This window comes from Parapedobacter tibetensis, assembly GCF_024704835.1.
GTDB lineage: Bacteria > Bacteroidota > Bacteroidia > Sphingobacteriales > Sphingobacteriaceae > Parapedobacter > Parapedobacter tibetensis.
Genome location: NZ_JAMXBE010000009.1, coordinates 39,890 through 63,747 on the forward strand (window position 1 = coordinate 39,890; position 23,858 = coordinate 63,747).

Genomic DNA, 23,858 nt, shown 5'->3' on the forward strand with positions numbered 1-23,858 from the left:
TCCGGAAGTCGGAAGCGAAATAACGAATCAGCAAAAAACGAAACAACAACTATAAAAATGAGTAAGACATTATTTGACAAGGTATGGGATGCACACGTGGTGCATAAGATTGAAGGAGGGCCTGATGTGTTATTTATTGATCGGCATTTAATCCATGAGGTAACCAGCCCCGTGGCTTTTTTGGGATTAAGGAACCGTGGGATCAAGGTTTTATACCCTGAACGTACATTTGCTACTGCCGACCATAATACACCAACTATCAACCAGCACCTACCCGTGGAGGATCCGTTGTCGGCCAACCAATTGAAGGCTCTGGAGCAAAACACTGCAGCCTATGGCATCAGGCATTGGGGATTGGGCCATAATAAAAACGGTATTGTGCATGTAATCGGTCCTGAAAATGGCATCACGCAACCCGGTGCCACCATCGTTTGCGGCGATTCACATACGTCAACACATGGTGCCTTCGGGGCCATTGCCTTTGGAATCGGTACATCGGAAGTGGAAATGGTGCTCTCCACGCAGTGCATCATGCAGCCAAAAGCCAAAAAGATGCGCATTACCATCAATGGTTCATTGGGTAAAGGCGTGTTGCCCAAAGATGTAGCCTTGTTTATCATATCCAAACTAACGACTTCTGGTGCCACGGGTTATTTCGTGGAATATGCCGGTAGCGTGTTTGAACAGATGAGCATGGAGGGCCGCATGACTGTGTGTAACCTGAGCATCGAAATGGGAGCCCGTGGCGGGATGATTGCTCCCGACCAAACCACATTCGATTATATCCAAGGACGTGAGTTTAGCCCTAAAGGAGCAGATTGGGACAACGTCATGGCTTATTGGAAAACCCTGAAAACAGACGATGACGCTGTTTTCGACAAGGAACTTTCCTTTGACGGATCTGAAATCGAGCCGATGATTACCTATGGTACCAATCCGGGTATGGGTATAGGCATTACCCATGAGATTCCAGATGCCAAACAAGTGGAAGGTGGTGTGGCCACCTATGAAAAATCACTTGGCTACATGGGCTTCCATGAGGGAGACCAAATGATTGGAAAAAAAATCGACTATGTATTTTTGGGGAGCTGCACCAATGGCCGTATAGAGGATTTCCGGGCTTTCGCCTCCTTGGTAAAAGGCAAGCGGAAAGCGGAAGACGTAATCGTTTGGCTGGTGCCGGGATCGCATATTGTTGAACAACAGATCAAGGAAGAAGGATTGCTTAACATCCTGACAGAAGCAGGTTTCACACTTCGCCAACCCGGTTGCTCAGCCTGCTTAGCCATGAATGACGACAAGATACCGGCCGGCAAATACGCGGTGAGTACATCCAATCGGAATTTCGAAGGAAGACAGGGTCCGGGTTCCCGGACATTGCTGGCCAGTCCGCTGGTTGCCGCGGCGGCGGCCATAACCGGTAAAGTAACCGATCCAAGAACACTCATTCAATAATTTTGACATGGCATACGATAGCTTCAATATATTAAAAAGTACAGCGGTTCCGCTTACCATCGAAAATGTGGATACGGACCAGATTATACCTGCCCGATTCCTGAAAGCCACCGAACGCGTCGGATTTGGCGATAATCTTTTCCGCGACTGGCGGTATAATCCGGACAGTACACCAAAAGGGGATTTTGTACTGAACAATCCGGTATATAAAGGAAAAATCCTTGTAGGCGGTAAGAATTTTGGCTCCGGCTCATCCAGGGAACATGCGGCATGGGCCATCTATGACTATGGCTTCAGATGTGTAGTATCCAGCTTTTTTGCCGATATCTTCAGGAACAACTGCCTGAATATTGGTGTATTGCCTGTGCAGGTAAGTGCCGGTTTCCTGGAAAAAATATTTGCGGCAATTTACCACGACCCCGACACCGAGTTGGAAGTAAATTTGCCCGAGCAGACCATCTCGATACTGTCAACTGGAGACAAGGAGTCGTTTGATATCAATAGCTATAAAAAAAGCAATATGTTGAACGGCTTTGATGATATCGATTACTTGCTCAATATACAATCCGATATTGAGGAATTTGCGAAGAAGCTCCCTTTATAGCTGATGAAACCTGCATGAGCTACCGCTCAAAAAAGGACATAAATAAGACAGCTCATGCAAGCTTCATTGCCGTTAAAGAACAATTTATTTTAATGAAAAGAAGGAGAATAGAAATCATGGATACGACATTGCGCGACGGTGAACAAACCTCGGGCGTGTCGTTCTCGGTTTCAGAGAAGCTCACCATAGCACAATTGCTGCTGGAAGAACTTCACGTAGACCGGGTGGAGGTAGCTTCTGCCCGCGTTTCCCAAGGAGAATTTGAAGCAGTGAAGGCCATTACGAAATGGGCGGACAACCATTCGTGTTTAAATCGCGTTGAAGTGCTTTCTTTCGTCGATAATGGCACATCCATAGCATGGATGCAACGAGCTGGTGTACAGGTGCAGAACCTATTGACCAAAGGATCGCTAAACCACCTGACTCACCAACTGCGGAAAACACCGCAACAGCATTTCGATGAAGTAGCCGCTGTCATTGAACTGGCTGAGGGAAATGGGATTGCTACCAATGTTTATTTAGAAGACTGGAGTAATGGCATGCGCCATTCACCAGATTACGTATTGCAATACCTGGATTTTTTGGCAACCCAACCCATAAAACGAATCCTGCTCCCCGATACGCTCGGCATACTTACCCCCTCTGAAACACTTGAATATATTTCAGCGTTAAGGATTCGCTATCCGAAAACCCATATTGATTTCCATGCACATAATGATTATGACCTGGGCACAGCAAATGTGGTAGAGGCGGTAAAAGCCGGTGTAAACGGACTGCATTTGACCGTGAATGGTATGGGCGAACGGGCAGGAAATGCCCCGCTGGCCAGTGCGGTAGCCGTAATCAACGACTTTCTGCCCGAAGTGGAAATCAAGGTGAAAGAATCCTATATCTATACCATAAGTAAATTGGTAGAAACGTTTTCGGGCGTGCGGATACCCGCCAACAAACCGGTTGTGGGCGACAATGTATTTACCCAAACTGCCGGTATCCACGCGGATGGCGACAATAAAAACAACCTGTACTATAACGACCTCCTCCCCGAACGGTTTGGCCGGAAACGCAAATATGCCCTCGGAAAAACTTCAGGAAAGGCAAACATTGAGAAAAATCTGCAAGAACTAGGATTGAAACTGAATGAGGAGGACCTAAGGAAAGTGACACAACGGGTGATTGAGCTCGGTGACAAGAAAGAAACCGTTACGAAAGAGGATCTCCCTTATATCATCTCCGATGTACTGACAACCAAAGCGCTTCAAGAAAAAATCTTAGTGGAATCTTATGTATTGACCCATTCAAAGGGTTTGCGCCCTTCTGCCACCGTTGCGGTATGGATAAATGGCGCACTATTTGAAGAACATGCGCAGGGTGATGGGCAGTTTGATGCCTTTATGATTGCGCTGAAAAGGGCCTACACCAAAAATAAAATCAAATTGCCCAAATTGGTTGATTATAGCGTACGGATTGCGCCCGGTAGCAACACCGATGCATTATGCGAAACCACCATCACTTGGGAAACGGACAACAAGACATTTCTGACTCGGGGGTTGGATTCCGATCAAACCGTCAGTGCAATAAAAGCCACCCAACGCATGCTGAATATTTTGTTAAATGTAGACCAATTGGAAGCGGCATCTATTACAGAGTAATTTATCAATAAAAACGTATATCATCATGGAATTAAATATAGCGCTTTTACCCGGCGATGGAATTGGACCTGAAGTCATTGACCAAGCCGTAAAAGTTGTGGATGCCATATCGGAGAAATTCGGCCATCAAGTAAATTGGACATCGGCATTAACAGGTGCTGCCGCAATTGACGCTGTGGGCGATCCTTATCCTGAATCGACCCATGCCATTTGCATGGCGGCCGATGCGATACTTTTTGGGGCTATCGGTCATCCTCGTTATGACAACGACCCCAAAGCCCCGGTACGCCCCGAGCAGGGATTGTTGAAGATGCGCAAGAAACTGGGTCTTTTTGCCAACGTACGCCCTACCTTTACGTTTCCTTCTTTGATAGACAACTCTCCCTTAAAAAGGGAGCGGATTGAAGGGACCGACCTAATCATTCTCCGAGAGCTGACCGGAGGTATTTATTTTGGTGAAAGGGGAAGAAAAGACAATGGGGAAACCGCTTTTGACACCTGTACGTATACCCGTGAGGAAGTGCAACGCTTAGCCAAGCTCGGATTTGAAATGGCCATGAGCAGACGCAAGAAACTTTGCTGTGTGGATAAGGCCAATGTGTTGGAGAGTTCACGCCTGTGGCGTGAAACCGTCCAAGACATGGAAAAGGACTTCCCTGAAGTGGAAGTAAGCTATGAGTTTGTGGATGCCGTGGCCATGCGCTTGGTGCAATGGCCCAGCTCCTATGACGTGCTTATCACTGAAAATCTTTTTGGTGATATCCTCACGGATGAAGCTTCCGTTATTTCCGGCTCCATGGGACTGATGCCTTCCGCTTCTATTGGTATCCATACCTCCCTGTTCGAGCCCATACACGGTTCATATCCACAGGCAGCCGGAAAAGACATCGCCAACCCGTTGGCAACCGTGCTTTCGGCCGCAATGATGTTTGAAGATGCTTTCGGCCTCAAGGAAGAAGCGGCCCTCATCAGGGCGATTGTAAACAAATCATTGACCGAAGGAATCGTGACCGAAGACTTGGCAGGAAGCAATAAAGCATATAAAACCAGCGAGGTGGGCGATTGGTTGGTAGCCAACATCGGGCTCCCGGACTTGATTGTTAGTTAGCACATGGAGCGGGCCATCCTTGCTGCCGCTGACCGCCTGAAAGGGGTAACCAACCATACGCCCTTGCAATACAGCGAAAGGCTTTCGAAAATGTATGGTGCAACTGTATACCTCAAAAGGGAGGATTTACAGGTGGTACGTTCGTACAAATTGCGCGGCGCTTTTAATAAAATCAGCAAACTCACCGAAGCCGAACGAGGAAAAGGCGTGGTTTGTGCAAGTGCCGGGAACCACGCTCAAGGGGTGGCCTTTTCATGCAAAAAACTTGGCATTAAAGGGGTGATATTTATGCCAGAGCCCACGCCCAAGCAGAAAATCAGCCAAACGGAAATGTTTGGCAATGGCCATATTGAAATTATCCTCACAGGGGATACATTTGATGATTGCCAACATGCGGCATTGGCTTATTCCGCCGAACGGGACATGGCATTCATACACCCATTTGACGACCGCGACATTATCGAGGGACAGGGTACCGTGGGGGTAGAAATCCTGCAGGATGAACCCGATATAGATATGGTGATCATACCCATAGGTGGTGGTGGACTGGCTGCAGGAACAGGAACATATCTCCGAGCGGTCAAACCCGAAATCATGCTTTATGGTGTAGAGCCAGCGGGCGCACCGTCCATGAAAACTGCGTTGGAGCAAAGCGGACCCGTTACGTTAACTAACATCAACCGGTTTGTGGATGGTGCCGCCGTGAAACGCGTAGGCGATCTCACCTATAGCCTTTGCAGCCCCCTATTGAACGATATGCGGCTCATTCCTGAGGGCAAAATATGTACGACTATCCTCGAACTGTATAATAAAGACGCTATTGTGGCTGAACCCGCGGGAGCGCTGGCGGTGGCTGCCCTCGATTTCTACCAGGATGAAATCAAGGGCAAAAAGGTAGTGTGCATCCTTAGTGGTGGTAATAACGATATCGACCGCATGGGCGAAATCAAGGAGCTTTCCTTACTTTATGAAGGCCTAAAGCATTATTTCATTGTTCGTTTCCCCCAACGTCCCGGCGCCCTCAAATTATTTGTTAATGAAGTATTGGGGCCACATGATGATATCACCCGCTTCGATTTTATTAAAAAGACGCAACGCGAACGAGGACCAGCCCTGGTAGGCATTGAATTGCAGAAGGCCTCAGATTATACCGCATTGGTGGATCGTATGCGGCAGCACCGCTTTGATTTTAAAGAAGTAAATAGTGACCAAACGTTATTTGAATACCTAATTTGATTAGGTAATCCCTTTATTGAAATCCAATGCATCCCCCCGGCCTCAATCCCCACTTTGTAGCAAGGCTGCCGCATACAATAAGTGTACCGAAATAACCCCGATATTATCAACATTTATACGTTAAGAAAATATTAACAACCTTACAAAGTATTTATATTCAGTATTTTAAACATTAAATACCTCACAAAACTTATTCACATTGTGAATAATTCAACATCTGTTGATAACAATTACTACCGCACTCAAAGTAAATAGCTGATATTTGTTCAAGGCCGAAAATCACCGGCCCCAACAACAAAAATTACCGGGAAATCTACCGGAAAACATTGGGAATCCAATTATTGTTGAACATTAAAATCTTACTACACATGACCAGAATCATAAAATTCGAAAAAAACGATTGCGCTCCTTGCAATCAAGTATCTGAATTCCTCGACCGCAAGGGCATCGACTATGAAAAAGTGAATCCTTTTGACAAACCGGAGTTGGCCATTCAATTCAAAGTTCGTACCGTACCTACGGTCATTGTATTGAACCAAAATCAGGAAACCCAGCGCATCATTGGTTTCAAACCGGAAGAGCTATCGGCATTGATCGTACAGTAAAGTCGAAAACAAAAACTAAACTTCAAAAGAAAAAAGAAAAAATTGGAGGCCCCAATATTTGGGGGTTCATCAGCTAAAAAGGACACAGGCATGGAATGGATTTATTACGATAGCAAAACGGGCAACGTGGAGCGATTCATGCAGAAGGTGGCGGATTTGACGGGATGGGCAGTTCGAAAAATCCAACCGGGGATGAAGGTAGGACATGATGGCCATTTGGTGACATTTACCACCCGGTTTGGCGAGATACCGGAAACAACGAAAAACTTCCTGCAATATGCAAGTTCATACCTCCACTCAGTATCTTCGAGTGGAAACCGCAATTGGGGAAGAAATTTCGCCTTGGCTGGAGACAAGATTGCATCGGAATACGGCTTGCCTTTGGCATTGAAGTTTGAACTCTCCGGCACCATGGAGGATGTAAAAGAATTTATAGATATTATAACAGCAAAAAAATATTATGGTAACGAACGAGGTAGCAAAGAGCTGGATTTTGCTCAATAACGAAATCATGACCAAACATGATGACGAATATAGCCTGCATAAGGACAAAGAAGCCGTGCGCTCTTATTTTTTGGATTATGTGAATAAAAACACGGTTTTCTTCTATACCTTAAAAGAAAAAGTCGATTACCTCGTTGAACATAATTACTACATCAATTTCTACGAATGGTTCACATTTGAGGAAATGGAGCAGGTGTATAACTATGTATTTGCTAAAAAATTCCGTTTCTCCTCATTCATGAGTGCATTCAAGTTTTTTCAAAGCTATGCACTTCGCGATGACTCTGGTGAAAAGTTTTTGGAACGTTACGAAGACCGTGTGGTTGCCGTGTCATTGTTTCTTGCTCGCCATGAGGGCATTGACAAAGCTTTTCAATATGCCGAATTGTTGATTAACCAAGAGTATCAGCCCGCTACACCTACATTCCTCAATGCAGGGAAAAAGCGCTCGGGAGAATTGGTCTCCTGCTTCCTTGACGAAATCGGGGACAACCTCAATGGTATCGGCTATGCCATAGACTCAGCCATGAAACTGTCGTCAATCGGTGGTGGAGTATCTTTCAACATCTCCAAAATCCGTGCCCGTGGCGAAGCCATCAAAGGTGTAGAAGGACGCGCTGGCGGGGTGCTTCCCATCATGAAAATCCTCGAAGATACATTCTCCTATGCCAACCAGCTTGGCCAACGCCCAGGAGCCGGTGCGGTATACCTCAATATCTTCCACTCGGATATCGAGGAGTTTTTGGATTGTAAGAAAATCAATGTGGATGAAAAAGTCCGCATCAAGTCGCTCTCGATAGGCGTGATTATTCCCGATAAATTCATGGAGCTGGCCATGAACGACGAACCTTGTTTCCTTATCCACCCACATACGGTGATGCAGGAATACGGCAAGTACCTCGATGAAGTGGATATGGATGCGATGTATGATGAACTGATTACTAATCCCAAAATCAAGAAGAAAAAAATCAATGCCCGCCATCTGTTGGTCAAAATCGCACAGACGCAGAAGGAAAGTGGATATCCTTATATCTTTTTCAAGGAAAATGCCAACCGCGAGCATGCGCTAAATGGCATCGGTCAAGTCAAATTTTCCAACTTATGTACGGAAATCATGCAGGTTTCCGAAGTGTCTGACATTAATATTTACGGTCAGGAAGATACCATACGCTATGGTATCTCCTGTAACTTGGGATCGCTCAACATCGCCACCGTAATGGATAACAAAAGGGTGGAACAAGCTGTTAAAACGGCTATGCGTGCCCTGACGATGGTATCGGACGTGACGAACATTGCCATGGTACCCTCGATCCAAAAAGCCAACCGCGAACTGCACAGCGTGGGCTTGGGTGCCATGAACTTACATGGGTACCTTGCCAAGAATTTCATCATGTATGAGAGTGACGAAGCGCTCGATTTTGCCAATGTATTCTTCATGATGGTCAACTTTTACTCGCTGCAGGCTTCCATGGAAATTGCACGTGAACGGAAAACCACATTCTTGGGCTTTGAAAAATCTGCATATGCAGACGGTTCTTACTTCGACAAGTATCTGGATAAAGATTACTTGCCCGTATATGACAAAGTAGCTGAGCTGTTTGAAGGTGTCCGGATACCAACTCGTGCCGATTGGGAAGAACTCAAAAACCAAGTGAAGGAACACGGGGTGTACCATGCGTATCGCCAAGCCATCGCACCAAACCAATCCACTTCATACATCATGAACGCCACGGCTTCCGTAATGCCTATCGTGGATATCATCGAAGTGCGTGAATATGGTGACAGCACGACCTACTACCCCATGCCATACCTCACCAATGACAACTACTTCTACTACAAATCGGCATATGACATGGACCAGATGAAAGTGTTGCGCCTTGTATCGGTCATCCAACGGCATGTAGACCAGGGAATATCCACCATACTGCATACCAACTCGAAAGATTCTACTCGTGATTTAGCGAAGTATTACATCTTCGCACATAAAATGGGATTGAAATCCCTGTATTATACCCGTACACGCAAATCGACCATAGACGAATGCGTGTCGTGCTCGGCTTAAAAAAGTCAGCTGCCAGCAATTAGGTTAGCATACGAGATGCGAATGCGAAGCGCATACTTGGGATACCAAGAATCGCTTCGTATTCTTGTCTAAAAGAACATAGTAAATACCATTTAATCTTAGTGGACAATGAAGCAATATAGTGCAGTAAACTGGAACACCCCGGATAACGATTATGCTTTGATGTTTTGGGAACAAAATATCAAGCAGTTTTGGATTGATACCGAATACATCCCCTCCAAGGATATAGATAGTTGGAAAGCCCTCTCCCCGGAGATGCGCGAATGCTATAAAAAGGCGTTGGGTGGGCTTACCTTGCTTGATACCCTGCAAAGCCATACCGGGATGCCCAAAATTATCGACCACATCGATTCCCTGCAGAATAAGGCGGTACTTTCTTATATGTGCATGATGGAAGCCATACATGCTAAGTCATATTCTACCATTTTCACGACGGTGGCCACAACCCAAGACATCGATGATATTTTTGCTTGGGTTCAACAAAACAAATACTTGCAATTCAAGGCATCCACCATCGACAAATATTACCGTGCCATCGATAAGGCCAACATCAGTAAGGAAGAGCTTTTCATGGCTTTGGCCGCCTCGGTGCTTTTGGAATCATTCTTATTTTACAGTGGCTTTTTCATCCCTTTATGGTTGTGTGGACAGGGACACATGGTGGCCAGTGCCGATATCATCAAGAAAATCGTAGCCGATGAATCCATCCACGGTGTGTTTGTAGGATTATTGGCCCAAAATGTTTACAAAAAATTACAGAAACCCGAGAAAAGCAAAGAAAAACTCCTTGCATTGCTCAATGAATTATACGAAAATGAATTGAAATATACGGAGGAGATATACACGGATGTGGGGCTTACTTCTGAAGTGAAGGAATATGTACGGTATAATGCCAACAAAGCCTTAATGAATCTTGGTTTCGAACCGATCTTTGAAGTCAAGAATGTAAATCCCATTGTATTGAATGGTCTTAACGTAGAAACAACACAACATGATTTCTTTTCCAAGAAATCAACCAACTATGAGAAGTCTACTGGAATTGTACACCTGAGGGATGAGGATTTTGTGATGGATACCAGCATGGTTCTTTAAATGAGAAGCGTGGGGGGTTTGGGGGGGGGTNTCAACCAACTATGAGAAGTCTACTGGAATTGTACACCTGAGGGATGAGGATTTTGTGATGGATACCAGCATGGTTCTTTAAATGAGAAGCGTGGCGTTTTCCGTCGTGGAAAACGCCACGCTTCTATTAAAACCGATAACCTAAGCTCACTCTGAAATTGCGTGGTGGCTCCGATTGCCAATAATAAAAATCGCTGTAAGGCGATCCAGAATAGAGGTATTCATTCAAGATATTGAATACGTTGGCGGCAAGGATTACCCGCTTATTCTGCCAGGAAACACCTCCATCCAACCGGAAATAATCGGGAAGGTTTTTCTCATTTTCAGTATCCCAACCCCAGGTCTTTCGATCCTTTTGATAAGAGAATCCGCCCGACAGGCCTACCCCCTTCAACGGACCACGCTGCATACGATAGCTCAGCCAGCCATTACCTACATGTGTGGCATATCCGGGCACCACATTTCCAACCTGATCAGGATAAGGGTTTTTACTCACCTGCGCATCCGTGTAGGCATAGTTCAGGATGATATTGAACCCCTCAACGATTTCGCCTTTCAGATCAACTTCTACGCCTTGCGTACGTGTCCGTCCCAACTGCAATGAATAGATGAAATTGCTATTACCTCCGCTGGTATCGCGGTCGGTCACCAATTGGTTGTTTTTCAATATACGGTATACCGATAGGCCGCTACTCCACTTGCCATCGTTCCAATTGCGTTTGGCTCCAAACTCGATATTGTTGCCCGTAATCGGTTTGGGCAAGTCTTCGCCACGCAGCAGGCCTGTTTGAGGCACGAAGGTTTGGTCAAACAAGCCATATACCGCAGTGCGTTCATCTATCGATACGCTGATGCCCACACGGGGTGTAAAACGGTTACCATCCATGGCCGTACCATACCTGGATTGACGCACGTAGGTATACCTTCCAGCCAGCGTGAGCCGTATACGGTCCTCCCAAAATCCCAGTTCATCCTGTACATATACGCCAACATAGGACTGGGTAAGCGTACTCACTGTAGCACGTTCACGTATCGCTATCGAGCGATCGAAATTCGGGAGGCCATTGGCAGGTAGGGTGTAATGTGGCGCATAAATATTGAAAAATCCACCCACCGTATCCAGTGCATGCCCTTGTGACCAATCGGCAGCATAGTCCTTCGTCCCTAGGTCAATACCTCCCATTATCCGGTGTCTCACTAGTCCAGTGTATGCCGTTCCATTGAGGTAAGCCTGTCCGAAGGTCGACTCGTTTACGGCATCCCAAATGCTCACATTGCGTATGATGTTCCCTTCGTCGTCGATGGCCGATCGTTGTCCGCCACCTATATCATAGGCATTGATCCAGAATGAACTACCCACCTGGTCATAATTGAAATACGCTGCCTGTGTTGTTAGTTTCCAGTCGTCATTGAATTGATGTTCTACATGGAGGAATAGGCTATGGTCTTTGATTACTGTGGGCTCCAATTGAGGTACTGACCATGTAAAATCACGTGGCAAGGAGCCATACCCATCTTGCGCGAACGTATAGGAAGATCCTACGTTAGCCATTCGTGCATGCTGGTAGTTATATTCCGCCGTGAGCACTGTTTGGTCATCTATCAAATAGCGAATGGCCGGCGAAATGCTATAACGGTGATTAAACTGGTTATTTCTGAACGAATTTTTGCGTTGTCCCATCACATTGAAGCGATAAAGCAATTTTCCGGAAGATGCCAGTTTTCCATCGAGGTCCAATGTTGCTCGATATAAATCAAAGCTTCCCATTGTAATGTTGGCTTCGCCTTTTGTCTGTCCTGTAGGTTTCTTAGTTACGACGTTATATATGCCGCTGGGCTCACCATTTGACATCATGAATCCAGCTGGACCTTTGACAAACTCAATGTTTTCTACCATGCTCATGTCTTCATCGAGCGGGCCCCATTGCGAGGTCACGTTCATGCCATTGCGGAAGGCCGAAGCCCGCGATCCACGCATGTTGATCCGGGCATAAAGCTCATCCCAGTGCTCCAACTTCAAGGCTCCACTGACGTTGCGCACCAGGCCATCACTCATGCTGATAATTTGTTGGTCTTCCATGGCCTTGGCCGTTACCACTTGGATATTTTGTGGGATTTCCAGTAAGGGGATATCCAACCGAAGGCTAGATGATAGTGTATCCACCTTGTAACGGGCCTTATTGGCCGATACCAGCACTTCATCGAGTTGCTGGTTGGTCAGGGATACCACGAAATTCACGCTTTGACTGACGCCTTCGGAAACTAGAATCACTTTTTCCTGCGGCATAATGCCTACTCCACTAACTTGGATTGTATATTGTCCTCCTCTGCGGAGTACCAGCTCGTAAAAGCCCCTTTGATCTGTTTTATTGCCTATCGATGTTCCTTTTACTTTCACGGACATCTGCTCGACGGGTATTTCATCTGTTGTAGTAATATATCCACTGACTACGGTTTGAGGTTGGCTCTTCGCCGTTGCATAACCCATCAGGCCTAATAACAGCACTTCGCAAAATAGTATAATTGATATTCTCATTTAGTTGTTCAAAGATTTGGAGTTTGTTTAACTTTTATCCTTAAGGATTTATTATTAGTGAACACGCAAACATGTGGCTGCAATCCGTACAATTTGCTTATAGTTATCAGTCTTTACTTGTTCGGTATGAATGACCTCTATAAGATATCGCCCTTTCCATTCCGGAACAAATCCAGCCTTTCCAAATTCATCGGTTTCGGCATGCTGGCTCCACCTACTTGGTGCGAACACTTCGACCTGAACCTCCGGCAATGGCTTTTGCCCGAACAGCACCAAATTTCCGATGGGCTTATTGCGCTTTAACTCACTTGTGCGCTCTTGCAGCACATGTAGTTCTCCATCAACAATGGGCACCGAAGTCTGGATAGGCTTGCCTATTTGCACAACTGCCGTACTATTGAACTGGTATTGGGTCTCATCCACCAAATCCTTGACCTTATGAGCAATAGTCAATGTATAGGCTCCATCTGTCTCAGGGGTAAATGTTGCCGTAAAATGGTCATCGGCAGCATTCACCGGCAATGCCTGCTTGCTTCCATTGGGAAGATGCAACCATAGGGTAAACGTACTCACATCAGACCACCAATCAGCCACTTTATCTGGCTTTTCATCTCCGGGTTCTCCATAGTAAACCTTGACATGCTGCTGCACCCCACGCTTTCCAAAGGCCGCTGTCTCTATCCAGAGTGCATGTGCTGATAATTGAGTCGCCTGCGATGCAAACAGCACAAGCATTACGATCGTTTTGAATGTATTCATGATATTTAAGATTAAGTGAGGCAAATATATATACTTATTTATAATAAGTCTAAATTATTTAATATTAATTTTCCTCGTTGACGATCAATTGTATTGGCATAGGAGACGGCTACCGGGTCATCGGTAATACTTGGTTGGCTGGGTGTTTTTTTGGCATCTTCATGTACCGTGCCGTTTGATTCACAATGGTATCGCGTAATCATAAAAAAATCAGGGCATCCCTTTCGAAATGCCCTGACTCTCTTTATTTAATCAACAGGAATGATGTTTATACCGCTAATTCCCATCCCTGGCGGTACTGCCGTTTGACAAATTGATTGACCTCATCAAAGTTAGTCACTTTCATGTTGTCGTTATCCCAAATCAACTTGAGGTTTCTGCCCGGATAATTGTTTTCGATGCGTAGATCTGAGCCACGAATGGCCAGATTGGCCATCAACAAGGCCTCTGTCAATGGGCCTGATATTTCAAAAGGGGCACTTACTTCCTTATTGCCATACCCGGCGATACAAGCCTCTACCCATTGGGCATAGTGCCCCGATGCACTACTGGGTACACGCTCGTATTTCACAGGTAGCTTATGCTGTTCGGTCAAAGAGGTAGGCAACAACCGAGGATTTTCAGCATACGTATCTGCCATCATCTTACCTTTCGAGCCAATGAAGAGAATACCATTACCGCCATCGCCAAACATCTCATTGGGGCCTAATTCCTCAGGTCGTTGGGGCTGAATCCCACCATCCATCCAATGGATGGTTACGTCGCCACTGGTTTTGGCAGATTTCGGGAAAGTCAGCACGGCATAGCTCGAAGGGGGACAGCTTTCCGGGAAATACCCGCGTTTGAATTCATCAACATATACCGAACCTACACTGGCCTGCACATCCTTCACGTATTGGAGTCCCAATATACTGAACGGTGCTTCCATGATGTGGCACCCCATATCACCAAGGGCACCCGTACCATAATCCCACCATCCACGCCAGTTGAAAGGCACCAGTTTATCGACATAATCCTTATAAGGAGCTGTGCCCAACCAAAGGTCCCAATCCAACTCTTTCGGGATATCGGCTTTTTGTTCGGGCCATTGGATTCCCTGTGGCCACACCGGCCTATTCGTCCAAGTGTAAATGGTATGCACATCGCCAATCAGGCCTGCATCAAACCACTCGCGTAAGATGCGTACACCATCTCCTGATGCCCCTTGATTGCCCATTTGGGTTATTACTTTATATTTTTTGGCTGCCTCTGTGAGTACACGCGCTTCATACACATCATGGGTCAATGGTTTTTGCACATATACATGCTTGCCCAGCTGCATGGCAGGAAGTGCATGGATGGCATGGTTGTGGTCGGGCCCCGAGACAGACACGGCATCGATATGCTTGTGTTCCTTATCCAACATTTCCCTAAAATCTTTGTAATATTTTGCTTTGGGGAAACGTTTTACTGAACCTGCCGCACGGCGATCGTCTACATCACATAGATAAGCAATCTCCGCCTTGCCACTATCATAGAAGCTTCTAAGGTCGGATTCACCTTTGCCTCCCACGCCGATACCCGCGACAACCAATTTGTCGCTAGGGGCAATAAAGCCCGCACCACCCAATACATGCCGTGGTACAACCATAAAACCAGCTGCCGCTGCGGCACCGGTTTTGATAAATTCCCTACGGGACGATCCAATTTTGTTTTTATTATCCTTCATTGCTGTTTATATGTTGATTCATTTTACAGTGCTAATATACAAATAATTGCCGGCAGGCATATCCCTGCCGGCATGAAATATCAATACCCCGGATTTTGAGTAAGATTAGGGTTAATAGCAATCTGTGTATGTGGTATCGGATATAGCTCCTTATTCGGGTCGTTGGTAGGCTCATGATCCCACCATGTACCGTTGATGAATTTGCCAAACCGGATAAGGTCCGTACGTCGCTTCCCTTCGAAAATAAACTCGCGGCCACGTTCTTCCAACAGCTCATCCATAGTCAACGTGGCTGTGGTGTACCGTGCTGCTGGCCAGTCGGCAAGACTAAATGCCCGTTCACGGCTGGCATTAATCAAGTCAACAGCTTCTTGGGTAGCTGTGCCTCCGTTCTTGCGCATGATGGCCTCGGCTTTGTTGAAATAAATTTCCGTGAGCCGATAGAGAATATAATGGTTTTCTCGGTAATTAACATCATTTAGCCGTCCGCTCTTGTATTTATTGAACCTGGCCCCACTATTCTCCTCACCTTCGGCCATACTTCCGGGCCCGGTGAGGTCACCCTCACTCTCCCTGCGGATCGAATTGACAAACACGATGGGTTTGCCGCTCCACTCCTCTGAACCCAATACCGGAGTTGTTGTTCCATATCTATATTGTGAACCAAACAAGAACCATTCTTCTTTGCGCAGATCGTTCTCCGCATAGGCATCAAAAGCAGAAGGGACAACAACGAAGGCATTCCATCCCCCATACCCTACGTCCAACACCTCCCTCATGTAATCATATCCCATGAAAAAACCGCCCCAGTCAAAAACGAAACCGCCCTGTCGGCTATACGCAAATTGGAATAGGGACTCAGACGCATTTTTGTTGGTATTACTAAAGGTTTCTGTCAGGTTACTGGCCAACTGGGGGGTCCCCTGCAGTCCTCCAGCCTCTCCACTGATAATCATATCACAGGCTGCGATACACTCATCCCACATCGGTGTACCTATGAAGTACTCCGCATTGAGGTATAGTTCGGCCAACATGGCATATCCAGCGGTGGCTGATACACGCCCCACCAACTCCGTAGCATACGGCAATAATTGGGGTACATAAGTTTCCAATTCCGATTTTACGAATTCAAAGACTTCTGCACGGGGTTGCGTAGGCGGGTTGGTCGGTTCGGATGCCACCTCAGTGGAAATCGGCACATTCCCCCATAGTTCCATGATTTTCATGTAATGGAAGGCCCGTAGTACATGTAGTTCCGCCAATATGGCGGCCATCTCTGCATCACTAATGTCCAACGACGCGTACTCCACTTCCGCCAAGTCGGCTATTGCCGAATTGATATAGCCAATCCCTGTCCATATCAGCGTCCAAGCTGTTCGCATCCGGCCTTCATTATCCGTCCATGTATGGTAATGTTGCCGGAAATGATCACCGCCGTCATACCCATGCCGCCCCTTTTGAGGCCATGCCAGCTGATCGGAAGAGAGTTCGGCATGATAATAATATCCATTTCCCCCCGTTGGCGCCATCCAGGCCTGCATATGCGTAAAGGGCCGGAGGGCAGCCTGCATTACTTCAAGCTTTGAGCTGTAGAAGCTATCTTTATTCAATTCGCTGTACAGGGACTCATCCAAGTTTGTACAGGCATTTATTCCACTTGCCAGTACGCCGGCAGCGGTGATGTACAATACTTTCTTTATGTAACTTTTCATCTTCAATTTTTTTTAGAATCCAACATTCAATCCAATGGCCCACGATTGTGTGCGAGGGTAAAAACCCCTGGCATCCACACCGGTTTCAAAGCCAGTATCCTGCAATTCGGGATCAATACCACTATATCCGGTAATGGTGGCGATGTTCCTCCCGGTCACATAAACCCGCATATTACGGATATAGGAAGAATTCAGTTTGAAATTATACCCCAACGTCAGGTTGTCCAATTTCACGAAATCGCCCTTTTCGATGTAGTAATCCGAGTATTGGGGATCATCATCCAATTGGTCATGCGTCGTGATGGCACTCCGCAGCAAATTATTGGGCAGCCATTTCTTGTTACCAAAATACAAATCCTGTGTATTGAGGATATCGAACCCGAATTTACCCCTGAAAAATATGGTTAAATCGAAGTTTTTGTATATAAACGTGTTGCTCAGCGACGCGTGGTATTTTGGCACCCCATTACCAATTACGGCTAGGTCATTATCATTCATTTCACCGGCCAACCCAGTGCTTCCATCCGCTTTGTAAAACAGCCATTTACCATTATCCGTAAGCCCGGCAAAACGTTTACCAAAGAAATTGCCTATCTCGCCCCCTTCTTCCAATCGAAAAGCGTTCCCAAGATTCCCGGGTGACGGTAAGCCATAGAATTCAAGCCAGTTCGCCTGGAAAACATCGGCAGATAATTTGGTCAATTTATTGGAATTGGTGTTGCCTGCGAAATCGATATTCCAACGGAAATCATCGCGCTGCATAGCAATAGCCGAAAGTTGCAGTTCAACGCCCCTATTCCGGATAGAGCCCACATTGGTATAGATGAGATCACGTGCAAATGCCGGTTGTTGGGCATTATACTCGTATAACAAGTCCTTCGTCTCCCGGTCATACACATCTAACGCCCCGCTGATCCGATTATTGAACAAGGCAAAATCCAAACCGAAATTCCATTCGGCTTTTTGTTCCCACCTCAGGTTAGGGTTCGGATTACGTGAAGGCCCATACGTTTGATAATACACGCCTCCTTGCGGGTAAACACCCCCTGTACTTAATGTGAGTAGCGATTGGTAATTCGGGATACCTTGGTTGCCGGTGACCCCATAACCTATACGCAATTTCAAGTCATTGATCTCCGGTACCGCTTGGAGGAATTCCTCTTCACTTAGGCTCCACCCTACTGAAACAGATGGAAAATTCCCCCATTTGTGGTTGGCTCCAAAACGCGATGACCCTTCCCTGCGCAGGATGGCTTGAGCCATGTACTTTCCTTTATACGTGTAATTCACCCGACCAAAGAAAGCGATGAGCGTATTGTCATCCTTGAAACTACCCATTCCAGGCCGAGGTAATGCAGTATTATTAATTGCACTACCAGCACCTAAATTCCAGTCCAGAAATCCATCGGAGGTAAAGCCGTTGTTATTCACATTGAACCGTTCGACTGTACCATATTGGTAACTATACCCAAGAAGCGCGGTCAATGAATGATCTTCAGCAAAGGTGGTGTTATAGTCGATGGTAGATTCAAATGTTTGTATCCAAGACACATCATTCCATTTCGCTGCATAAGCCATCCCTAGCCAGTCAGAGGAGGGCCGTTGTTCCCAATCGTTTGTGGAGCGGTAAAAACGGTCATTGAAATTTTCGCGCACATAGGAGCCAAACGCAGAGGCAGATAACCCATCGATAATGTCAAGTGTCAGCCTTGCGTCTCCAGAAAGCGTTTGCTCATTGCGCTCAGCGATGCGGTTTGCCAATCGCGAAAGTGGATTGTAATTGTTATAGGCTTGTGTTTCCAAAAACGAACCGTCTTCATTATAAATCGGAGCCGTTGGGTTGCGTTGGACAGCTTGTTCAAAATCGCTCCCTGTGCTGGTTATACGGGCATTGGGATCGTCTGAATTATTGAATCCTCCTCCCAACAAGTTTGATTTATTGAAATTCGCAGCAAGGTTTACTTGCAGTGCCAGTCGATCTTGCAATCCCTTTTGATTGATATTCACCCTTCCTCCCCATTGCTCCCGACTACTTTGTTTGGCGATGCCATTAGCGTCATTGAAGAAAATCGAAGCCCGATAATTGGTATTGGCAGATCCTCCTGAAGCGGCGAAATTATGGTATTGACTTGTATTTTGCCTATCTATCAGTTCATCATATAAATCAGTGGAAGCGCCAAAATCTTCGTCACCACTAATGACCCCCTGAGCAATGAGATTCCTAAAATCTGAGGCACTGAGGAAATCCGGCTTGCGGTCTACCACTTCGCGTTGCACATACGTAGCGTAGTCAAACTGGGGAGGACCTTCCTTTCCTTTCTTAGTTGTAATGAGAATTACCCCTGCGTTGCCCCGTGTACCGTAGATAGCGGCAGCTGAGCCGTCCTTCAACACATCAAACGACTCGATATCATCCTGTTGGAGCAAGTCCAGGCTGCCCCCGGGGATACCGTCAATCACAATCAACGGCGTTCGTGTACCTGTGAGTGACGTAACCCCCCTCAACTGGATAGCTGCACTTGAATTGGGGTTATTGCCCTGCGTACGCGTTATGTTTAGGCCTGCCACTTTTCCTTGGATAAGGTCCATGGGCGAACGAGCGCCGCCTGCATTGAAATCTTCTGCCCTTACCGTAGCAACAGCCGAAGTTACCTCTTTCCTCCGTTGCGTGCCGTACCCCACTACGACTACTTCTTCCAAACTCTCGGCATCGTCTTTCAACTGTACATTGATGGTCGCGCTTTGTTCCACCGTAATCTCCTGGCTCACATAACCCAAGTAAGAAAACACCAAAATTTCACCGCTTGCAGCTGAAATGGTGTATCTCCCGGAGGCATCTGTGGCTACCCCCCGTGAGGTCCCTTTCACGGCAATAGAAACACCCTCCATGGGTGTATTGTCCGCTGCTCTCGTAATAGTCCCTACGATGGTCTGCTGAAAGGCAGGTTTTTCAGATGAAATGTTGATGTAGCCTTTTTCCCCGAACGTGTTCGGAGCATGAATTTTTGCGTGCGCAGCGCTGATAATCAACACTACCGCCAAGGCAAATGACGTTAGCCGCATTTTCCCTCTTCTAGTTTTTGCTCTTTTGTGGTTCATTGTTCTAATTTTTGGTTTTTCATTAACTATGTAGCTCATTGTCTTTCTAACCAATGCAATAGCAGTGTGAAACGCTATGGCAAGGCACGACTAGCCATCCACAACACCTCTTTCGTATTTTCGCGTGTAGGTTGGAAAAAAAACAATAACGACCTCTGGCATTACAATGTAATGCCGGAGTGCACCTAAATCTTTAGAGATTACGGCTTAAAAAATAAACTAAAACATTTTAGCTAATTGGTAGAACCTTTGTTTTTCAGTGGCATAATTGTGTGTTTTAACAGGTTAAAAAAATAGTGTGTTATTTGTGGTACGTTAGTATTCCATTCCATTTATGGCTTACAACGAAGCTAAGGTATATAAATATTGAATGACTTGCAAATTTAAGAACAAAATCACTTCAGACCCCATTGCAAGTAACGGGATAATGTATGCTATCATTATCAGCTCAATGTAGATATGGTTTTGACCAACGTTTTTTTGGCTAAGGGTAGCAAGGTGTTTTCCAAGGGAAATGTGATATCACTTTCCACTTGGTATACCGCTGGGTTAGGGAGTTCGCGACGAGTTTGGATGAGATCCTTGCGGATGGACGCCGCTGAGCTATAGATAAAACTCCACTCGTACTTGGTAATAAAAGTGGTATGGATACCACGGTACTTTTCGTGCTGGTTTTCGAAAAGGGTCACTTGGTATTCATACACGCGAACGCCTCGCTCTCCACCATTACGTAATAATAAATAGCCATGATAGGGATAAAGTGGCCGCACGCCGACTTCGGAAATGGCGAGGTGGCTTTCTACAAAGTCATGGATTTCCTGACCTTCTTTTATGGCAGGCTTGATCTTGAATGTTGCATAATTGATGATTTGCTCAATTTCCTGCATCATGGCATCATCATTTATGATCTTTTCATAGGTAAGTGTCACCGCTGCTACATCGATGTTGCTCAGACGAACAGGGAAGGATGTCTCCAGCATGGTTTTATCCTTCTTGAATTTTTTCAGGTTATTGTAGTGGAAAACCAGATCATTCAGATTGGGGTAGAGTTGGGTGTGGTTGAAATGGGCGTTGATTTGCTGCAAATACGCCAGCAATTGGTACTGTTTATGTTCAAAATCGATGGGTACCTCAACAAACCAGTTGACATTTAACGTTTGCATAACGACCTCCTTGTTTAGATAAAGGTCAATATACGGAATTTCACGTTTATTTACAAAATTATGTATCGCTCACGGATTATCTTGGCTAATCAACTATCTGCAATAATCCTATTAATATCATCTTTTTTCGGGAGTTTTCTTATATTTTTACCGCCAATAACTCATTAGCTATTGTCTATGAAGATTATCGCCATCGGCCGCAATTACACCGAACATGCCAAGGAGCTCAATAACCCTGTTCCCGAGAAACCTGTGATTTTTCTCAAACCCGATACCGCCATATTGAAAGACAACCGCGATTTTTACTATCCCGGTTTTTCTCAAAACATCCACCATGAGGTGGAAGTGGTGCTTAGGGTCTGCAAGGAGGGAAAGCATATCGGCGCGAAATTTGCACACACCTATTACGATGCCATTGGCTTAGGGATAGATTTTACCGCCAGGGATATCCAACAACAGCATAAAGAAAAATCTCTGCCATGGGAACTGGCTAAGGCATTTGACGGTTCGGCACCCGTGAGCGACCTGCTTCCAAAAGAGACGTTCGGCGATGTGTATAACCTGCAATTTCGGTTAGACATAAATGAAAAGACGGTGCAAAAAGGCTATACAAAAGATCTGATTTTTACATTTGAGGATATTCTTGTCTTTGTATCACAATACATCACGTTACGCAAAGGGGATCTTATTTTTACCGGTACCCCTGCGGGGGTTGCACCCGTTGCTATCGGTGATTACCTCGAAGGGTTCATCGGAGACCAACGTATGTTTCATTTTTATGTCAAATAAGATGCAGTTTATCTACCTGACTCACTTCTTACTTTTATTTGCCGTCTGTACCGCACATGCCCAGGGGCCCATCATCCAAAGCCAATCGTACCCTAAAGGTTATTTCCGTCCACCGCTTGATATACCTCCGCAAGCATCGGGCACCTTCGCCGAATTGCGAACCAACCATTTCCATTCAGGGTCGGATTACCGTACGCAGCAACGCGTGGGCCATACCCTTTATGCAGTGGCTGATGGATATATCTCCCGTATCCGTGTGCAACTGGGCGGCGGCGGAAACGCGCTATACATCGACCACCCCAATGGTTACACCAGCGTATATATGCACATGCATCAGTTCAGTGATAACATCACGTCCGTGGTAAGGGCCCAGCAATACAAGGAGCAAAAGTTTGATGTAGACGTTCCCTTGGAATCAAATGTAATCCCTGTGAAGAAAGGTGAAATTATCGGACAGGCAGGCAATTCAGGAAGTTCCCAAGGCCCCCACTTGCATTTCGAATTACGTGACACAAAATCCGAGGAACCTATCAACAGCCAATTGTTTGGGCTCCAATTTCCGGATAATATACCCCCCACGATAAACGGTATTACGGTATACGACCTTGGAGATGACGCCTTCAGCGAACATACGGGACGAAGGCACCTGCTCGTCAACGCCGGTGCAGGCGGCAACTATACACTGGCTCAGAACACCATCATCCCCGTTAACGGCCGTACAGGTTTCGGCATCAACACCGTTGACCAGCAATCTGGATCTTCCTTCCGGAATGGTGTATATTCCATCGAGTTGCTAATGGATGGTGCACCCATCTATACGGCGGTATTTGAGCGCTTCCGTTTTGATCATTCCCGTGCCATGAACTCGCATATCGACTACCCGTATTATATCCTCAAAAAAACCCGTGTGCAGAAAAGTTTTGTGGATCCCAACAACCCCCTGACCATTTATCAAAATCTAGTGAAAAACGGCATTATAGCCATCACAGGCAATCAAGTGCACCAAATCACCTATCGGGTACGCGATGTGCAGGGTAATACGAGCACATTGTCTTTCCGTGTCCAACACAACCCAACATACAAACCCGAACACAAGAACATCCCGGGGACTGCTATATTCAAATACGACAAAGAAAACCGATATTCAGCGGAGCACATCGAAATCACCATTCCGGAAAATGCATTGTATGACCACTTGCACTTTAGTTATGCGCAAGCATCCAAACCGGCTAAAGGATATTCGCTCATGCAGCATGTACACAATCGGATGATCCCGCTTCATCTGGGATATCAACTGGCCATCAAACCGGACGAAACATTACCCGAGCATTTATACAGCAAAGCCCTCATTGTAGATATACAAGGCAACTCAAATGGAGGCCGGTACGAGAACGGTTGGGTGCAAACAACTGCTCGAAGTTTTGGGAGTTTTTATGTAGGTGTAGATACCATTGCGCCTACCATCCGCCCACAAAATATCAGCGAAGGTAAAAACATGGCAACTTTATCTCGGATGAATTTCCTCGGATCAGATGACTTATCTGGTATCCAATCATTCAATGGCTACCTCAATGAACAGTGGGTATTGATGGAATATGACCCAAAAACACGTGTACTCTGGCATGTGTTTGAAAAGAGTATGCCAAAAGGAAAGCAATATTTCCGATTGGAAGTTGTGGATTGGAAAGATAACAAGCAGGCTTACGAAGTAAATTTTGTGAGATAA

17 protein-coding genes are annotated in these 23,858 nt (G+C 46.0%); 11 read left to right on the forward strand and 6 right to left on the reverse strand.

All coding sequences use genetic code 11. The features are described from left to right. Positions 1–57: 57 nt before the first annotated feature. From leuC to nrdF, 9 genes are all read left to right on the forward strand, one after another. Positions 58–1,455 carry a 3-isopropylmalate dehydratase large subunit gene (gene leuC / locus NF543_RS15220; protein ID WP_257668923.1) on the forward strand — a complete coding sequence of 466 codons (1,398 nt, stop codon included), beginning with the start codon at positions 58–60 and terminating at the stop codon, positions 1,453–1,455. Positions 1,456–1,462: 7 nt separating this feature from the next. After that, the gene (leuD, locus tag NF543_RS15225; protein ID WP_257668922.1) at positions 1,463–2,059 is read left to right on the forward strand and encodes a 3-isopropylmalate dehydratase small subunit; all 597 of its coding nucleotides are present in this window, start codon (positions 1,463–1,465) and stop codon (positions 2,057–2,059) included. Between the two features lie 92 nt (positions 2,060–2,151). Further along, positions 2,152–3,708, forward strand: a complete 1,557-nt coding sequence (locus NF543_RS15230) for a hydroxymethylglutaryl-CoA lyase-like TIM-barrel protein (RefSeq protein ID WP_257668921.1) — start codon at positions 2,152–2,154, stop codon at positions 3,706–3,708. A 25-nt stretch (positions 3,709–3,733) separates the two neighbouring features. Next, positions 3,734–4,816 (forward strand): 3-isopropylmalate dehydrogenase, encoded by a 1,083-nt coding sequence (leuB, locus tag NF543_RS15235; protein WP_257668920.1) that lies wholly within the window; start codon positions 3,734–3,736, stop codon positions 4,814–4,816. A 3-nt stretch (positions 4,817–4,819) separates the two neighbouring features. Continuing rightward, positions 4,820–6,052, forward strand: coding sequence for a threonine ammonia-lyase IlvA (ilvA, locus tag NF543_RS15240; RefSeq protein WP_257668919.1), 1,233 nt, complete (start codon positions 4,820–4,822; stop codon positions 6,050–6,052). A 368-nt stretch (positions 6,053–6,420) separates the two neighbouring features. Beyond that, positions 6,421–6,657, forward strand: coding sequence for a glutaredoxin family protein (locus NF543_RS15245; protein ID WP_257668918.1), 237 nt, complete (start codon positions 6,421–6,423; stop codon positions 6,655–6,657). Between the two features lie 90 nt (positions 6,658–6,747). Continuing rightward, positions 6,748–7,161 carry a class Ib ribonucleoside-diphosphate reductase assembly flavoprotein NrdI gene (gene nrdI, locus NF543_RS15250; protein WP_257668917.1) on the forward strand — a complete coding sequence of 138 codons (414 nt, stop codon included), beginning with the start codon at positions 6,748–6,750 and terminating at the stop codon, positions 7,159–7,161. After that, positions 7,118–9,223, forward strand: coding sequence for a class 1b ribonucleoside-diphosphate reductase subunit alpha (nrdE, locus tag NF543_RS15255; RefSeq protein ID WP_257668916.1), 2,106 nt, complete (start codon positions 7,118–7,120; stop codon positions 9,221–9,223). The genes nrdI and nrdE overlap by 44 nt, the downstream gene beginning before the upstream one ends. 129 nt (positions 9,224–9,352) lie before the next feature. Next, positions 9,353–10,336 (forward strand): class 1b ribonucleoside-diphosphate reductase subunit beta, encoded by a 984-nt coding sequence (gene nrdF, locus NF543_RS15260; protein WP_257668915.1) that lies wholly within the window; start codon positions 9,353–9,355, stop codon positions 10,334–10,336. Between the two features lie 157 nt (positions 10,337–10,493). Here the strand turns inward: nrdF and NF543_RS15265 are convergent, their stop codons facing one another. The 6 genes from NF543_RS15265 to NF543_RS15290 form a co-directional block, all read right to left on the reverse strand. Then, a complete protein-coding gene (locus NF543_RS15265; protein ID WP_257668914.1) occupies positions 10,494–12,902 on the reverse strand; it encodes a TonB-dependent receptor in 2,409 nt (802 codons plus the stop codon). Between the two features lie 54 nt (positions 12,903–12,956). Further along, entirely contained in the window at positions 12,957–13,661 is a 705-nt protein-coding gene (locus NF543_RS15270; protein ID WP_257668913.1) for a DUF4198 domain-containing protein, read from the reverse strand. 268 nt (positions 13,662–13,929) lie between these two features. After that, on the reverse strand, positions 13,930–15,369 hold the full coding sequence (locus NF543_RS15275; protein ID WP_257668912.1) for a Gfo/Idh/MocA family protein: 1,440 nt from the start codon (positions 15,367–15,369) through the stop codon (positions 13,930–13,932). Between the two features lie 80 nt (positions 15,370–15,449). Further along, positions 15,450–17,081 carry a RagB/SusD family nutrient uptake outer membrane protein gene (locus NF543_RS15280; protein WP_257668911.1) on the reverse strand — a complete coding sequence of 544 codons (1,632 nt, stop codon included), beginning with the start codon at positions 17,079–17,081 and terminating at the stop codon, positions 15,450–15,452. 12 nt (positions 17,082–17,093) lie between these two features. Continuing rightward, on the reverse strand, positions 17,094–20,180 hold the full coding sequence (locus NF543_RS15285) for a SusC/RagA family TonB-linked outer membrane protein (RefSeq protein WP_257668910.1): 3,087 nt from the start codon (positions 20,178–20,180) through the stop codon (positions 17,094–17,096). A gap of 443 nt (positions 20,181–20,623) precedes the next feature. After that, on the reverse strand, positions 20,624–21,343 hold the full coding sequence (locus NF543_RS15290) for a hypothetical protein (protein WP_257668909.1): 720 nt from the start codon (positions 21,341–21,343) through the stop codon (positions 20,624–20,626). 177 nt (positions 21,344–21,520) lie between these two features. On the opposite strand from NF543_RS15290, the gene NF543_RS15295 reads away from it, so the two are divergent. Then, on the forward strand, positions 21,521–22,132 hold the full coding sequence (locus NF543_RS15295; RefSeq protein ID WP_257668908.1) for a fumarylacetoacetate hydrolase family protein: 612 nt from the start codon (positions 21,521–21,523) through the stop codon (positions 22,130–22,132). Then, the gene (locus tag NF543_RS25415; RefSeq protein WP_308378980.1) at positions 22,122–23,858 is read left to right on the forward strand and encodes a M23 family metallopeptidase; all 1,737 of its coding nucleotides are present in this window, start codon (positions 22,122–22,124) and stop codon (positions 23,856–23,858) included. Before NF543_RS15295 ends, NF543_RS25415 begins: the two co-directional genes overlap by 11 nt.